This window comes from Arthrobacter sp. 05L417, from assembly GCF_056397865.1.
Genome location: NZ_JBFTOG010000063.1, coordinates 1 through 15133 on the forward strand (window position 1 = coordinate 1; position 15133 = coordinate 15133).

16 protein-coding genes and 1 pseudogene are annotated in these 15133 nt (G+C 64.9%); 1 reads left to right on the forward strand and 16 read right to left on the reverse strand.

Annotation, left to right across the window (positions count from 1 at the left end):
• The coding region (locus AC1DJW_RS25745; protein ID WP_476902868.1) for an HNH endonuclease at positions 1 to 489 on the forward strand (489 nt) is incomplete at its 5' end.
• Here the strand turns inward: AC1DJW_RS25745 and AC1DJW_RS25750 are convergent.
• The 16 genes and pseudogenes from AC1DJW_RS25750 to AC1DJW_RS25825 all read right to left on the reverse strand — a co-directional run.
• Positions 486 to 950 carry a Clp protease N-terminal domain-containing protein gene (locus tag AC1DJW_RS25750; RefSeq protein ID WP_284754423.1) on the reverse strand — a complete coding sequence of 155 codons (465 nt, stop codon included), beginning with the start codon at positions 948 to 950 and terminating at the stop codon, positions 486 to 488. The two genes, AC1DJW_RS25745 and AC1DJW_RS25750, sit on opposite strands and share 4 nt — an antisense overlap.
• 7 nt (positions 951 to 957) lie before the next feature.
• The gene (locus AC1DJW_RS25755) at positions 958 to 1161 is read right to left on the reverse strand and encodes a hypothetical protein (protein ID WP_284754422.1); all 204 of its coding nucleotides are present in this window, start codon (positions 1159 to 1161) and stop codon (positions 958 to 960) included.
• A 31-nt stretch (positions 1162 to 1192) separates the two neighbouring features.
• Positions 1193 to 1735 carry a GNAT family N-acetyltransferase gene (locus tag AC1DJW_RS25760; protein ID WP_284754420.1) on the reverse strand — a complete coding sequence of 181 codons (543 nt, stop codon included), beginning with the start codon at positions 1733 to 1735 and terminating at the stop codon, positions 1193 to 1195.
• On the reverse strand, positions 1732 to 2085 hold the full coding sequence (locus tag AC1DJW_RS25765) for an SRPBCC family protein (RefSeq protein WP_459340910.1): 354 nt from the start codon (positions 2083 to 2085) through the stop codon (positions 1732 to 1734). Before AC1DJW_RS25765 ends, AC1DJW_RS25760 begins: the two co-directional genes overlap by 4 nt.
• 50 nt (positions 2086 to 2135) lie before the next feature.
• Positions 2136 to 3629: a CoA-acylating methylmalonate-semialdehyde dehydrogenase gene (locus AC1DJW_RS25770; RefSeq protein WP_476902869.1), complete on the reverse strand. Its 1494-nt coding sequence runs from the start codon at positions 3627 to 3629 to the stop codon at positions 2136 to 2138.
• A complete protein-coding gene (locus tag AC1DJW_RS25775) occupies positions 3629 to 4654 on the reverse strand; it encodes a Gfo/Idh/MocA family protein (protein WP_476902870.1) in 1026 nt (341 codons plus the stop codon). Before AC1DJW_RS25775 ends, AC1DJW_RS25770 begins: the two co-directional genes overlap by 1 nt.
• The gene (locus AC1DJW_RS25780) at positions 4651 to 5538 is read right to left on the reverse strand and encodes a sugar phosphate isomerase/epimerase family protein (protein ID WP_284754413.1); all 888 of its coding nucleotides are present in this window, start codon (positions 5536 to 5538) and stop codon (positions 4651 to 4653) included. The genes AC1DJW_RS25775 and AC1DJW_RS25780 overlap by 4 nt, the downstream gene beginning before the upstream one ends.
• On the reverse strand, positions 5535 to 6314 hold the full coding sequence (locus tag AC1DJW_RS25785) for an SDR family oxidoreductase (RefSeq protein WP_284754411.1): 780 nt from the start codon (positions 6312 to 6314) through the stop codon (positions 5535 to 5537). The genes AC1DJW_RS25780 and AC1DJW_RS25785 overlap by 4 nt, the downstream gene beginning before the upstream one ends.
• A 2-nt stretch (positions 6315 to 6316) precedes the next feature.
• Entirely contained in the window at positions 6317 to 7348 is a 1032-nt protein-coding gene (iolG, locus tag AC1DJW_RS25790; protein WP_390282613.1) for an inositol 2-dehydrogenase, read from the reverse strand.
• Between the two features lie 95 nt (positions 7349 to 7443).
• Positions 7444 to 8376, reverse strand: coding sequence for a hydroxyacid dehydrogenase (locus tag AC1DJW_RS25795; protein WP_476902871.1), 933 nt, complete (start codon positions 8374 to 8376; stop codon positions 7444 to 7446).
• Between the two features lie 76 nt (positions 8377 to 8452).
• Positions 8453 to 9436 carry a LacI family DNA-binding transcriptional regulator gene (locus tag AC1DJW_RS25800; protein ID WP_284754505.1) on the reverse strand — a complete coding sequence of 328 codons (984 nt, stop codon included), beginning with the start codon at positions 9434 to 9436 and terminating at the stop codon, positions 8453 to 8455.
• Between the two features lie 35 nt (positions 9437 to 9471).
• On the reverse strand, positions 9472 to 10683 hold the full coding sequence (locus AC1DJW_RS25805) for a Gfo/Idh/MocA family protein (protein WP_459340915.1): 1212 nt from the start codon (positions 10681 to 10683) through the stop codon (positions 9472 to 9474).
• A gap of 29 nt (positions 10684 to 10712) precedes the next feature.
• Positions 10713 to 11510 (reverse strand): HpcH/HpaI aldolase family protein, encoded by a 798-nt coding sequence (locus AC1DJW_RS25810; protein ID WP_284754405.1) that lies wholly within the window; start codon positions 11508 to 11510, stop codon positions 10713 to 10715.
• Entirely contained in the window at positions 11507 to 13456 is a 1950-nt protein-coding gene (gene iolD, locus AC1DJW_RS25815) for a 3D-(3,5/4)-trihydroxycyclohexane-1,2-dione acylhydrolase (decyclizing) (RefSeq protein WP_476902872.1), read from the reverse strand. The genes AC1DJW_RS25810 and iolD overlap by 4 nt, the downstream gene beginning before the upstream one ends.
• Before the next feature lie 22 nt (positions 13457 to 13478).
• On the reverse strand, positions 13479 to 14909 hold the full coding sequence (locus AC1DJW_RS25820) for an aldehyde dehydrogenase family protein (RefSeq protein WP_284754403.1): 1431 nt from the start codon (positions 14907 to 14909) through the stop codon (positions 13479 to 13481).
• 31 nt (positions 14910 to 14940) lie between these two features.
• Positions 14941 to 15133: pseudogene (locus AC1DJW_RS25825) on the reverse strand (sugar ABC transporter ATP-binding protein); the annotation flags it as partial.

Genomic DNA, 15133 nt, shown 5'->3' on the forward strand with positions numbered 1-15133 from the left:
TTCAAGGTCTGGCTCCGGCGCCTTTACACCGCCCCCGGAACCGGAGAACTTGTCGCCGCCGATTCCCGGGCCCGGCTCTTCCCTGCCGGCTTGCGGCGCTTCATCCAAGCCCGCGACGACACCTGCCGCACCCCCTACTGCGACGCACCGATCAGGCATTTCGACCACATCATCCCCTGGCACCACGGAGGACCCACCACCCTGGCCAACGGCGCGGGCCTGTGCGAAGCATGCAACCACACCAAGGAACTCCCCGGCTGGACAGCACGAACCGGAGCAGCAACAACCCAGCACGGGACACGGCATGTCCTGGAAATCCGCACCCCCACCGGACACCACCACCGGTCAACAGCCCCGCCCCTGCCAGGCTTCCACCTGTCCGCTGCCAGCCAGGTGACCAGCAATTCACCCGGCGCGGACCCACCCGCCACGACGGAACACTACTTCGGGGACCTGTACTACAGGCGCCTGCAACGACAGCCGGCCTAGGATCCCGGATTCTGGAGCCGGGCCTTCAGTGCCGCCGTGTCCACGCCCAGCTTATTGAGCAGGACGGCGGCCGGATCGGGTTCGTGCCGTTCCAGCAGTGCGAGCAAGAGGTGCCGGGTGGTGATCCTGCGGGCCTTCTCCCGGGTGGTCAGTACCAAGGAGTCTTGAATGACTGAGCGGGCGGCCGACGTGAAGGTGGTTCGGCTGCTTCCCTTGGGCGCATCCAGCGGGCCGAAGTCCCCCAACGTGATGCCCACGGCTTCCAGCGCCTGCTGGTCGAGGGTGTCGAGCTGGGCGCGGGCAGATTCGAGGTCCGTCTCCAAAGTCCGGCAGCTCTCTGGGTCGTGGAGCAATCCCAGCAGCAAATGGTCCGTGCCGATTCTCCGGTCTCCACGGCGTTTGGCTTCCTCGGCGCCAGCATGGACAGCAGTTCTGGCTTCGCCGGCAAATCGTTCAAACATGGCAGACTCACTTTCCGTATTTGGCGTGGACCGACTGCTTGGAGACGCCCAAGGCATCACCGATTTGCTCCCAGGACCAACCCTGCTCCCGCGCGAGGGCTACGTTGGTGGCCTCGACTTTTTCGGCCAGGCGATGCAGGGCACCGACGGCGCGGAGGCCAATTGCCGGGTCCGTCGCCCGGATGTGGGAAGTCAGCTCATCACCATTCATACTGTCAGTTTGAACTGACAGCATGAGCCTGTCAATACAGACTGACGGAATCTTCCTGAAGGGGGATTGACCTGACGCGCCGCCGCATCGCGATCCTCGGCCAACGACTCATGCCGACCAAACCCTCGCACTCCAGGATGCCCCTGAGTCCGTCCTCTAACATCTCCGGGCCCAGCTCCTCGAAACCAAGCCTGCGATAGTACGGCGCATTCCACGGAACATCACGGAAAGTGGTCAGGGTCAGCCAGTCCAGCCCCTCGGCGTGCGCCCACTTCTCGGCAACGTCGAGCAGCTCGCTCCCGAGACCTCGCCGCGCATGCGATGGGTGGACACTCAACTGCTCCACGTGTGCGTTGCCGTCGAGGTGCTCAATCAGAAGATAGGCCACGGGAACATCTGACGCGTCGGCAAAGACAAAGGCACCACCGCGCGCCTGGTAGAGAGCCATTTCCGTGACGGTTAATGGCTCGTCGTCTGCGATGGCGTCCATTCCACAGGAGCGGAAGATCTCCCCCGCGGCGAATTCGATCCCCCGGAGCCGTTCCAGTTCGTCCGCGCGGGCCGTCCTGATCATGCGGCGGCACCGTTGCGGACGAGATATTCGTTGCGCAGTTCGATGAGGTTCTGCAGGTATCGCCCCACGTGCCGGAAGAAGCGAAAGGGGCCCCGCACTTGCTCGTCCGTAAATGAATCGGGAAAGCGAAACCGGGTGATGCGGCTGCTCATCCTCAGGGGGCCAGCGAAATGCCAAGCCTGCCAGGTGACCTCGTCGCATTCCGAGAGCAGCCCCGACACGACGCCGGCAACCGCACGTTCCCGGGACTTGGCCATGGAGCCGACGTGCGCGTCGACGTTGCGGGCGAGATCGAAGAGCTCCCCGGGTTCCATTCCGATATGCGTACGGCATGTGAACGACACAGTCATGCTTCGATCCTGCCACCGTTTCGCCCGGCCCACGTGACGGCTCGTACGCCTCAGTTCGACGGGAAGTTGTACGAAGCTCCCGAAGCGTGGGCCGACTCGGGCCAGCGGGAGGTGATGACCTTGCCGCGGGTGTAGAAGGASACGCCYTCGGGWCCGTAGATGTGCTTGTCSCCGAAGAGSGAGGCYTTCCAGCCGCCGAAGGAGTRGTAGGCMACRGGWACSGGSARGGGSACGTTGATGCCGAYCATGCCGACGTCCACTGAACGTTGGAATTTCCTGGCAGACGCTCCCGAGGAGGTGAAGATCGCCGTGCCGTTGCCATAGGGGTTGGCGTTGATGAGCCTGATGCCTTCGTCCAGGTCCTCCACCCGCACCACCACCAGGACAGGTCCGAAGATTTCCTCCCGGTAGGCGCTCATTTCGGTCTTGACGTGGTCGATCACGGTGGGGCCCACCCAGAAACCGTCCTCGTGGCCGGGGACCACAAGGTCGCGGCCGTCCACGACCATCGCCGCGCCGGCCTGCTCTGCTTCGCTCACCGTCTTGACGATGAACTCGCGGGATTCGGGGCTGATCACGGGACCCATGTCCGCGTCGGCGTCGGTGCCGTTCTTGACCTTGACGTCGAGGGCACGCTCTTCGACCTTCTTGACCAACAGATCGGCGGCATCGCCGACGGCGACCGCAACAGAGATTGCCATGCAGCGCTGGCCGGCGGAACCGAACGCCGCGGCGGCCAGGTGGTCGGCGGCGTTGTCGAGGTCGGCGTCGGGCATCACGATCGCGTGGTTCTTCGCGCCGCCCAGTGCCTGGACCCGCTTGCCGTGCGCCGTCGCCACTTCCAGGATGTGCTTCGCGACAGGGGTGGAACCCACGAAGGAGATGGCGTCCACGTCCGGGTGCGTCAGGAGCCCGGAGATGACATCGCGGTCTCCGTGGAGGACCTGGAACACGCCGTCCGGCAGGCCTGCGTCCTGGAACAGCTTGGCCAGCAGCATCGCGGCCGAGGGCACGCGGTGCGAAGGCTTGAGGATGAAGGCGTTGCCCGTCGCGATCGCCATCGGCGCCATCCAGAGCGGCACCATGACCGGGAAGTTAAAGGGCGTAATGCCCGCGACGACGCCGACGGGCTCGCGGAACGAGAAGACGTCGATCCCGGTGGAGACCTGGTCCGAGTACTCACCCTTGAGCAACTGCGGGATGCCGCAAGCGAACTCGATGACCTCCAGGCCACGGCCGATCTCGCCCTTGGCGTCGTTGAGGACCTTGCCGTGCTCGGCGGTGATCAGGGCCGCGAGTTCGTCCACATGCGAGGCGACGAGCTCACGGAACTTGAACAACACGGCAGTGCGCTTGGCCAGCGAAATGTCGCCCCAGCTTGCAGCGGCTTTCTTTGCGGCGGCAACGGTGGCGTCCAGATCAGCCAGGTTGGCGAGGCGAAGCTCGGCCGTCACGGCACCCGTGGCCGGGTTGTAGACGGGCTTGGTGCCGGTTCCGCTGCCCGCGGTCTCGGCTCCGCTGATGAAGTGGTTGATGATGGTCATTACTGCTCCTGTAGTAGGTGGTGCTCCACGGCATGTACGTCGCTGACATCCCGCGGCAAGCCGGTGGCGAGTGATTCCTGGAGCGCCAGGCGGACGGCCAGGTTCTGTTCGGTCAATTCCCTCTGGACGAGTTCGGGTCCGGAGTTGCGCACCCACGCGCTGAACCGTTCGATCTCCGTCTTGAACGGGTCTTCCCCGATGTCGACAGACTCGCTCCGGCCGTCGCGGAGGGACACGGTAACTCGGGCAATTTCGCCCGGGTCCGGGTCGAAGGCCTTGTCCAGGGTGATGTGGCCTTTCGTGCCGATGATCTGGAACGTGTTGGTGCGGGGGCCTTCGAAGCCGCAGTCCAGTGTTCCCAGGACGTCCCCATAGTCCAGGATCGCGGCCATGGTCGTTTCCACTGGGTCCGTGCGGCTTGTGCCTTTGCCGTAGACGGTTTGTGGCGCGCGGCCCATGACCATGTTCATGATGTCGACGGCGTAGCATCCGACGTCGTTGAGCGCGCCTCCGTCCATTCCCGGCTGGAGGCGGACCTCGCCTTCGCTTCGGTCCATGACGAAGTGGAAGCGGGCGTGCATGGACACCAACTCGCCGATCTTGCCCGAGTCGATGAACTCACGGACCTTCTGGTGCTGGGGGTGGAAGCGGTACATGAACGCTTCCATCAGGTTCACCCCGTTGCGTTCGCAGGCTTCCAGCACCCGGCGGTAGTCGTGGGTGTTGGCGACGAGCGGCTTCTCGCAGAGGATGTCCTTTCCCGCCTCGGCGGCCGCAACAATCCAGTCGGCGTGCAGCGAGTTGGGGAACGGCAGGTAGACGGCTTCGATGCTTGGATCGGCGAGCAATTCCTCGTGCGAAGAATATGCGGCCGGGATACCGAAGCGCTCTGCAACCTCGTGTGCTTTTCCGTTCGGGCTGCTGATGGCCGATGCCACGGCGTTCCGGGCGCGGCTCATGGCGGGCAGGAACCTGCCCTGGGCGATCCGTGCCGTGGTCAGCACTCCCCAGCGGACCGCGCTCATCGCTCGATTTCCGTTTCGAGTTGACGCAGGAAGGCCACGGACTGCCGGACATCCTGGACCGGGCCGTCGTCGATAGGTTCGGCGTCGAGGATGGTGTCCTGCTCCATGGTGAACCAGCCCTCGTAGCCGGCATCCAACAGGTCCCGGACGATTCCGGCAATGCCGACATCGCCTTGACCCAGCGGCACGTACATCCCTGATTTGACGCCGTCGGTGTAAGAAATTTCCCCGGCCTGGACCCGCTGCGCGACGGCGGTTCGCACGTCCTTCAGGTGGGTGTGGCCGATACGGGCTGCGTAGCCGCGGACGAGCAACGCCGGATCAGTGCCGCCGATGAGCAGGTGGCCAGTGTCCAGGCAAAGGTTTGCTGCGGTGTCGTTCAAGACCCGGTCAACATCCGAGGTGCTCTCGATCATGGTTCCCACGTGCGGGTGGACCACCGCCTGGATACCTTTGTCAGCGGCGGCCTTGACCACGGCGTCGAGGTTCCTGCCAAACAGCTCCCAGCCCTCGGCGTCGAGCTCGTGGCGCTGATCGTAGCCTGCGACGCCGGTCTCCGCGGCGAGGACCATGACGCTGGCCCCCGCAGCTTCGTAAGCATCCAACTCAGCCGACACAACATCCAAGGGGTTCTTGGACGGATCGTGCAGGATGACGGGGAAGAAGCCGCCGATGGCCTGGAGGTTGTGCCGCTTCAGCACGTCCGCGCGTTGGGCGGCCTGTTCGGGGAGGAACCCTGCGGGGCCGAACTCGGTGGCGCTGATGCCCAGGGCGGTCATTTCGGACAGAACCCTGTCGGCCTCAAGCTGGTGGCCCCAACCGGGGACTTCACAGACGCCCCAGGAGATGGGTGCTGCGGCAAGGCGCTTGGTGATGGTGCTCAATCTGATCCTCCGTATACGTTTTGGTCCCAGTCGATGACCGAGCCCGTGACAACACCGCTCCTGTCGGAGAGGAGAAAGACAATGAATTCGGCGATCTCGTCCACTTGTCCGAGCTTTCCCATGGGAACGGATGCGTTGGCTTTTTCGAGCCAGTCCTCTCCTGCGCCGTGGAATTTCTTCTGGGTTTCGGCTTCGCCGTCCGTGGCGGTCCAGCCGATGTCGAGCCCATTGATGCGGATCTTGTCCCAACGGTGGGCATGCGCCGCGTTGCGGGTTGCTCCGGCCAGGCCGGCCTTGGCCGCCACATACGGCGCCAAGTACGGCTGGCCGCCGAGTTCGGCGATGGAGATGACGTTCACGATGCTTCCTGGCACACCCCTGCTACAAAGGTGCTTGATGGTTTCGGCCATGATGAAGAACGGCGATTTCAGGTTCACCGCGATGTGCGCGTCGAAAAGCTCGGGCGTGGTGTCCAGCATGGTGCCGCGGGTGGTCAGTCCGGCAGCATTGACGGCGCAGTCGAGTTGCCCGAAGACGTTGATCGTCTCAAGCACCGAGTTCCGGGCCTGTTCGACGTCGGCGAGGTCGGTTTTAATGAACCGGGTTTCGACGCCGGAGGCCGTGATCTCCGCGGCGAGCCGTTCACCCGAGTCCGCGTTCCGCCCGGTGATCGCAATCCCGGCCGCACCTTCGGCCGCTGCGCGTCGTGCGACGCCGGCTCCCAAACCTTGGGTGCCCCCGCTGATGAGGACCACTTTGTCTTGGAGAAGTGGCATGGCTACGGCTGCCCGATCTTAACTGAGTTTTCGATCCTGACAGCGCGGCCGGAACGGGCGGACTCTTCGGCCGCGTTGGCCAGGGCGAGTGCCTGCAGGCCGTCGTCGAATCCCGGGCTGCAGGCAGTGCCCGAGCGGATGGCCTTGGCGAAACCGTCCAACTCGTTCCGGTAGGCCTCGGCGTAACGCTCCAGGAAGAACGGCAGGTAGGCGTCCGCCTCTTCGGCGCCGGCCGCACCATACTTGCGCACCGTCGTCGGGCTGACGTTGCCCGCGTTGAGCATCCCTTCGCTGCCGAACGCCTCCAGTCGCTGGTCGTAGCCGTAGGCGCTGTGGCGGGAGTTGGTGATGGTGACCAGTTCGCCGTCGCGTCCCCTAAGGGTGATGACCACGGAGTCGAAGTCACCGGCTTCCTCGATGTAGTCGCAGAACACGTTGGCGCCCGAAGCCGACACCTCGACGATGTCCGGCACGAAGAACCTGGCCATGTCGAGGTCGTGGATGCTCATGTCCCGGAAGATCCCTCCCGAGGTGGCGATGTAGGCCGCCGGGGCAGGAGCGGGATCGCGGCTGATGATGGTGAGCTGTTCGAGGCGGCCGATCTCTCCCGCAGCGACACGGCGCTGGATGGCCGCGAAGTGCGGATCGAAGCGCCGGTTGAACCCGAGCATAAGGGGGGTGTTGTTGCCCTTGATCGCGTCGCGGCATGCGAGTGCACGGTCAATGTCGAGGTCGATTGGCTTCTCGCAGAGGGCCGCCACGCCTTGCGCCATGGCACGCGAGATCAGTTCCACGTGCGTGCTGGTGGGCGAGCCGATCACGACGGCGTCAAGGTCACCGTTCGCGAAGACCTCGTCGGCAGTCTCGACGGCGATGGCTCCGGTCCCGGCCGCCAACGTGCGGGCCCCTTCGATGAAGGGATCGGCGATCCAGGCCAATTCCAGGTCCGGGTGGGCGGCGATGTTCCGGGCGTGGACTTGCCCGATACGGCCCGATCCGAACAGCGCGACTTTGAGGGGTCGATCAGTGGACATGTGCATTGGTCCTTTCTAGTGGGCTGCCCGGAGAAGACCGGGGCCTTGGCTTGGTTCTGGAGAGTTGACGGGGACATGCTCAACAGAGGGACCCGTCATGGCCCTGCCACCGCCGCGGGCGTGCGGCCGGCGAGGACGTCAACCGCACCTTGGGCGGCGTCCCTGACGGTGTGGGCCATGCCTTGCCGGGTGAATCCCATCAGGTGCGGAGTCAGGACCACGTTTTCATGGTCAAACAGCGGGTGGTGGGCAGGCGGTTCGGGATCGTACACATCCAGGCCGAGCCCGGAGAGCTGTCCCGACCGCAGTGCCTCATAGGCGGCGTCGAGGTCGATGAGGCCGCCCCGGCTGCAGTTGATGAGGATCGCACCGGGCTTCATGACCTTGAGGCGGTCCGCGTTGATGAGGTTCTGGTTCTCCGGTGTCAGCGGCACGTGGAGGGTGACGAAATCGCTGCCCTCAAGCAGCTCCTCCACGGTGTCGCACCGGATTTCCGCGGGAACCTCCGCGAACGGATCGTAGGCGAGAACCTTGAGCTCGAAGGCTTCGGCGATACGCGCCACCCGGCGACCAATGCGGCCGTACCCGATGATGCCGAGCGTGAATCCCTCAAGGTCTCCGACGCCGACGGCGGCCCGCTGCTCCCAGCGTCCCTCGCGGACCAGTGCAGTCAGCGGAGAGAGCTTCTTGACGAGAGCCAGCAGGTGGGCGAACACGCCTTCGGCCACCGAGGCGGTGTTGCTTCCTGGGGTGATGACCACCGGGATTCCGCGCCGGTTCGCTTCTGCGACGTCCACGAGCTCGGTTCCGACGCCCGTTCGGGCGATGACTTTGAGGGCCGGCATGCGGTCCAACAGTTCCCGGTCCACGCGGTAGGCGGCCCTGACAATTGCCGCGTCGGCGTTCGCCAGATCCGCGTCGGTGGGGTCCTGGATGAGTCGCTGGTGTTCGGACAGGAGCGGTTCCACCAAGTCGGGCTCAACGCTGCCGAGAGCGACGAAGATTTGGGGTGTGGTTATGGAAGCCATCGTCATCCTTGAAGATGTGGAGGGGTATGGGGCGGTGCCAGGAATGGCACCGCTGATACGTCTAGAGGCCTGTGTTTTAAAGGCCCAGGAGGCTGGACTTCCGCACGACCAAGTGGGGCGTGACGGAATGGTGGACGAAGCCGCTGCCTTCACCATGGATGCGTTCCAGGAGGGTTTTGGCCCCTGTGACGCCAATGGTGGAGCTGTCCGGGTCAACAGTGGTCAGTCCCAGGCGCGGCATGGCACCCAGCGCGATGTTGTCATAACCGGTGACGGCTATTTCGACGCCGCGTTCATCGGCAGCCGTCATGGCACCAAAAGCGGCAAGGTCGTTGATGCAGGCCAGCGCTGTGGGGCGCTGGTGCGTGGAGCGGGAACTCAGGGCCCTTTGGGCGGCAACATAACCGGATTCCTGGAAGAAGTCGGCGTCGACCACACGGATGTAACGGGCCAGACCGTGCTCTTCCATTGCTGCCGAATACCCGTCCACGCGTTCCCGGCCAACCGAGCCACCCAAGCCGCCAAGGTGCACGATGTTCTCGTGTCCCTGGGCGATCAAGTGCTCAACAACCATGGACATGCCGAGGGCATCGTCGCTTCGCACGATATCGGCGGTATCGATGTAGTCCGGTCCACCACCTGCAAAGACCACAGCTCCGCCGGAAACGGCCCGGCTGAACGGTGCTTTGTCAGGCACGGTTCCGACGACGAGCAGGCCCGCGACCCGCAAGTCCCGGAAGGCCTGGAGGATGGACTGGTCCACCCCCCTGCCCGCCGCCGTGACCGCACTGAAGAGGACGGTGTGCCCGGCCTCTTCAAGTACGGTCCGTGCGGCGTCGGCGACGTCAAAGGCCCACGGGTTGTGCATGTCGCTGACCAGCACACCGATGGTTCCGCTGTCCCGTGTTGCCAGGGACCGGGCTGCGAGGTTCAACTCGAAGCCCATCTCTTCAACAGCCTTGAGCACCCGCTGGCGGCGTTCGTCGCTGACGCGCGGTGAGTCGCGCAGCACGAGTGAGACCAAGGACTTGGAAACGCCGGCGCGTTCTGCCACGTCCATGATCGTTGGCCGCCGGGCGGATGGAGGTGCCATGGTTATGCCCGCGCTGCCGTCGTGCCGTGGATTTCCTCGATCTTCTGCCATTGACCGGACAGCGAGGACGCTTCCGCAGCGCTGACAATGGCAGCGGCCGAGGCGGCGTCGTGGATGTTGGAGTTTTCCTGTGCTCCTCCAGCGACGGCGACGAGGAACTTCTTGGCCTCGATGACCTTGAGGTCGTCAAAACCCATGCTGTTGCCGGGCCCGGGCTGGAAGTGCGAGTAATCCCCATGCCGAGGGCTGGCGTTCACCGTGGTGTAGCCCTGCTCGTCGTTGTTCCGGCCCAGGCAGACCTTGAGTTCGTTCATGCGCTCGAAGTCCCATTTGAGCGAGCCCTCGGTCCCGTAGACCTCGATCTGGTAACCGCATTCGGGTCCAACGGCAACGCGCGAGGATTCGATGGTGCCGACGGCGCCTGCCCCGCGGGCGGACGGGCCGAAGCGGACCAGCGCTGCAGCGTAGTCCTCATTCTCGACCTCTCCCATTTCACCGTTTTCGATCACCGCGAAGTGCGTGCCTGACCCCATCGCCAGCTTGGGGCGCTGCGTGTAGACCGTGCTTGTGAGCGCGGTTACCTCGGCGATGGGCCCAACTACATATTGGCACAGGTCGGTTGCGTGGCTGAACAAGTCCGCCAGCACGCCGGTGCCGGCGAGTTTCCGGTCAAAGCGCCAGGACAAAGCGCCGTTGGGCTCGGAAGCGTATCCGGAGAAGAACACCGCGCGGACATTCGTGATGCGCCCAAGGCGCCCGTCCGCGATGAGCTTCCTGGCGTGCTCCACGGCCGGGGCGTGGCGGTAGTTGTAGCCGATGGAGGTCACGACGCCGGCCTCCACGGCGGCTTCCTGCACGGCTACGGTTTCTTCGTAGCCGCGTCCAACAGGCTTTTCGATCCAGAAGTGCTTGCCGGCTTTGGCCGCCGCGATACCGATTTCGGCATGGAGGAAGTTGGGGGCGCAGATGGAAACGACATCGACGTCCGGGTGGTTCAGGACATCGTGGTAGTCCGTGGTGCCTTCCGCGAAGCCGAGGACATCGCGGGCGTAATCCACCCGGTCCGGCGCAGTGTCCGCCGCGATGACGAGCTTGGTGGTCAGGCCAAGCTCAGGGTAGGCGTACGGGACCGTCTGGTAGGCGCGCGAGTGGAGCTTTCCCATCCATCCGACGCTGATAAGGCCTACACCGACTGTGCGGGATTCTGGGCTCACGTTCATGCCTTTCTCGTTGAAAATTCTTGTCAGTTGCGGGCGGTGTCGAAGGCGTCCCGGAACGCCGCCGCCATGATGGTGGAGTCCGAACCGATGGCCACGAACCGGAAGCCTTGGCGGACATACTTGGCCGCCGCCATGCCGTCCACCGCGAGGATGCCGGCAGCTTTGTTGTGCAGTTGCGCGGCCGCGACTACCCGCTGGAGTGCCTCCTGGAAGACATTGCTGTCCAGTTGCATCGGGACGCCCAAAGCGAAGGACATGTCCATCGGTCCGACGAAAAGGACATCCACGCCGTCCTGCGCCGCGATCTCCTCCACGTGCTCCAGCGCGTCCAGGGTTTCAATCTGGACGATTCCCACGGCTGATTGCTGGTCTGCGCTCAACGGAGCCCGGTCCATGCCCCAGCGGCACGCGCGGTTGTACGTTGCCACGCCGCGGTCGCCGTAGGGCGGATACAGCATGTGCTTCACGGTTTGGCCGGCTTCCTCCACGGAATTCAGGCGGGGAACCATGATGCCCGCTGCGCCTTGATCCAGGACCCGGCCGATGCGGATCCGTTCTCCGCTCTCCACGCGAACAATGGTGGGGACGCCGTAGCTTCCGGCCGCAAGGACACCGTCGCGGACCGCATCCTCACCGCCGGAACCGTGCTCAAGATCGACGAGCACCCAGTCCGCGCCGGCAGCGGCGCACACTTCCACCGCGGTGGCCGAAGCCATGCCAACGAAGGTTCCCAGGGTCACGTCTCCGGCGGCCAAGCGGCGCCGCAGCCGACCGCCGTCGAGCGGTCCGCCGTCGTAGTTGCCGCCACTCGAGGCGTTCATCCGAACCACCGCTGGCGGCCCTTTGCCTGCTCGTAGTCCGAGCGCAATGAACGGACCCATTCCTGTCCGGACACTTCTGCGGGAGCTACGTCCCACCAGACGTCGCCGCCAGGCAGGTCGACATGGGGAACGGTGGGCACCACGATCACGACGGGTCCTTGAGTGTCGCGAGTGGAAGACAGCGCTTCCCGGACCTCTGCCGCCGTGGTGGCACGGATGGCGAGGGCGCCTAGGCCTTCGGCGATCTGCCGGAGGTCCACCTTGAGGTAGTCGCCGTCGAGCCGCGCCTTCGGGGCGTCGTCGACGGCGACGCTTCCGCCGGTGGTGCGGTAGCGGAATTCGTTGCCGAATTCGCGTCCCATGCGGTTCATCTGCAGGCGGTGGATGACCTGATAGCCATGGTTCTCTGAGACAACAACCGTGACGTTGAGGCCTTCCTGGGCCGCGGTGAGGATTTCCGTGGGTGCCATGAGGAACGTGCCATCACCGATGAAGGTGACCACGCGGTTGTCGTTGTTGCCCTCAGCCAAGCGGACGCCCATGCCGGCCGCGATTTCGTAACCCATGCAGGAGAAACCGAATTCCAGGTGGCAATTGCGGCTGCCCGTGGCATCCCAGACCTTTTGCAGGTCACCGGGAGGTCCTCCGGCCGCGGCGATGATGGTGTCGCCGGAGCGGGCGTGCTCCTGCATGAGTCCGATCAGCTGTGGCTGGGTCAGGACGGCTCCCGTGACCGGCGCGTCCGGGTGGTCTTCCGGGCGGTAGGGCGTGTCGGCGTCGAGCCATTGGGACCGGATCGGGGCCCACTTCGCCTTCTCGGAATGGACTGTTTCCTGCCAGTTTTCAGCGGTGCTGTGGCCCTCCAAGGCCCGGGCAAGTGCTTCCAGGCCTAGACGGGCGTCCGCGAGGATGCCGGTTGCGCCTTGCTTGCGGGTATCGGCGTCCACGATGTTCAAGGACGCGAAACGGACGTCCGCGTTCTCGAAGATCGACTGGGAGCCGGTGGCGAAGTCGGTGAGGCGCGTGCCGACGCTAAGGACCAGGTCGGCTTGCTTGACCAGGGTGTTGGACGCGAAGTTGCCCTCGAGTCCCACACCGCCCACTTGCCACCATTCGTCTTTGGTCACGGCGCCCTTGCCGCCGAAGGTCTCGACGACGGGAATCCCGACCTGGCCTGCCAGCGCCTCGAGCGCCGCGTGGGCGTCGGAGTAGTGGATGCCGCCGCCGGCGATAATCACGGGACGCTCGGCCGAACGGATGAGCCGGGCCACGTCGTCGACCTCTTCCAGGTCCGGAAGCGGGCGCCGGATCTTCCAATCGCGTGGCTCGAAGAATTCTGCCGGGAAGTCGTAGGCGTGGGATTGCACGTCCTGAGGAAGCGAAATGACTACTGCGCCCGTATCCGTGGGGCTCGTGAGCACGCGCATTGCCTGCGGAAGGGCGGTCAGGAGCTGCTCCGGGCGGTTGATCCTGTCGAAGAAGCGCGATACGGGGCGGAACGCGTCGTTGACCGTGGCATCAGCCTCGGTGGGGTGTTCCAGTTGCTGCAGCACGGGTCCTTGGTGACGCGTGGCGTAGGTGTCGCCGGGCAGGAGCAGCAGGGGGACCCTGTTGACCGTTGCCAGGCCGGCGGCGGTCACGAGGTTGAGCGCGCCCGGGCCGATGGAGGCCGTGACGGCGAGGACTGCCTGGCGGCGGCTCGCCTTGGCGTACGCGGTGGAGATGTGGGCAAGGTACTGCTCGTGCCGGCCCTGGATGAACGGCATGTCGTCGGCCAGTTCATCCAGTGCCTGGCCCAGGCCCGCCACGTTGCCGTGCCCGAAGATTCCGAGGGCGGCAGGGACCAAGCGGCGGCGGACGCCGTCGGCCAGCGAATACTGTGCGGAGAGGTACTTGATGACCGCTTGGGCAGTGGTGAGCCTGATGGTCTGCGATGGTGTGGTCATTGCCTTATTCCCGTTGTCGTGGTTACCAGGGGCGCCCGTGCAGGACGACCGTCTTCTCTTCGGTCATTTCCTGGACAGCAGAACGGACGCCTTCCTTGCCGATTCCGCTGCCTTTCAAGCCGCCGTAGGGCATGAGATCGGCCCGCCACAGCGGCGACCAGTTGATGTGGATGTTGCCGGCGTCGATCTGCCGCATGGCCTGTACCGCACCGGCGACGTCGCTCGTGAAGATGCCTGCACCCAGCCCGTACTCGTTGTCGTTGGCCATCGCGATGGCGCTTTCCATGTCCTGCGCGGAGGAGACCGCGACGGCGGGCCCGAACAGTTCATTCCGGCTCAGCGGCGACCGGGGGTCGACGCCGGCAACGACGGCGGGAGTCACCACGGCGCCGTCACGGTCACCACCGGTGAGGACACGGGCGCCGGAATGGCGGGCCTCGAGGATCGAGGTGTGGACGCGTGAGGCTTCCTCTTCGGAGATCAGCGAGCCGAGACGCGTGTCCTCTTCCTTGGGGTTGCCCACGGCGATCGCTTCGACCTTCGGGACGAGAGCGTCCAGGAAGTCTTTTTCCACGCGACGGTCAACGATGACCCGCTGTACCGAAATGCATACCTGGCCTGCGTTGACGTAGCCGCCAGCCGCCACTGCAGTGGAGGCGAGTTCGAGATCGGCGTCCGGCAGGATGATCACCGGGCACGAAGCGCCCAACTCAAGGGACAGCTTCTTCACGCCCGCGATCGAGCTGATGCGCGTTCCGATGCTGGTGGAGCCTGTGAAGGACACCTTGCGGACCCGCGGGTCCGTCACCAGCACGTCGCCCAGGGAGCTGCCGGGTCCGGTGATCACGGACAGCGCCTCGGGCGGCAGGCCGGCGTCGACGAAGCACTGCGCCAGCTTCAGCGCCGTCAGCGGTGTTGCGCGGGCCGGTTTAAGTACGACGGCGTTACCGGCCGCCAGCGCGGGTGCGATCTTGTGCAACACCAGCAGCGCCGGGTAGTTGAACGGCGTGATGGCGACGACGATGCCCACAGGCTGCCGCAGCGTGAAGCCGATCTTGTCCAAACCTGTCCCGGCGTTTGCGTCCAAAGGAAGCGTGGAGCCGTACAGCTGGCTCCCTTCGTAGGCGGCGAGGCGGATGATGTTCCCGGAGCGACTGGCTTCGCCCCGGGCTTCCGTGATGGGTTTACCGGATTCGGCGCTAATAGTCTGGGCGATGTCCTCGGCACGTTCATCCGCCAGGGCGGCCGCGCGCAGGAGGATATCGACACGCACGTGGGCCGGTGTTGTCCTTTGCAGGTGGGCGCCGATTTCGGCACGGTCAAGGGCGGCTTGGGCGTCCTGGACCGTCGCAACGGGGACTGTGTCGATCGTCCGGCCGTCGAAGGGCGAGCGGACTTCCTCTGTCCTTCCGTCGGCGGCGCCGCGCCAGTTTCCGGCTATTAGCATTTCCATGGTTGCTCCATCGGGTTGTAAACGTTCGCGCTTAGTGGCGCTTGGTGTTGCTTTCGTATGCCGCGTCCGTGACTTCGGCGACTTCGGCTTGGACTTCCTTGAGGGCCTCCGTGTGCCCGCCGAGTTGTTCGAGTTCGTGGGCGAGTTCTGCCAGTTCCGCGCCGCCGGCCATCTGGGCGGTGAGTTCGTCCAGGGTGATGTCCTTCTTGTCGTAGTAGCCGATC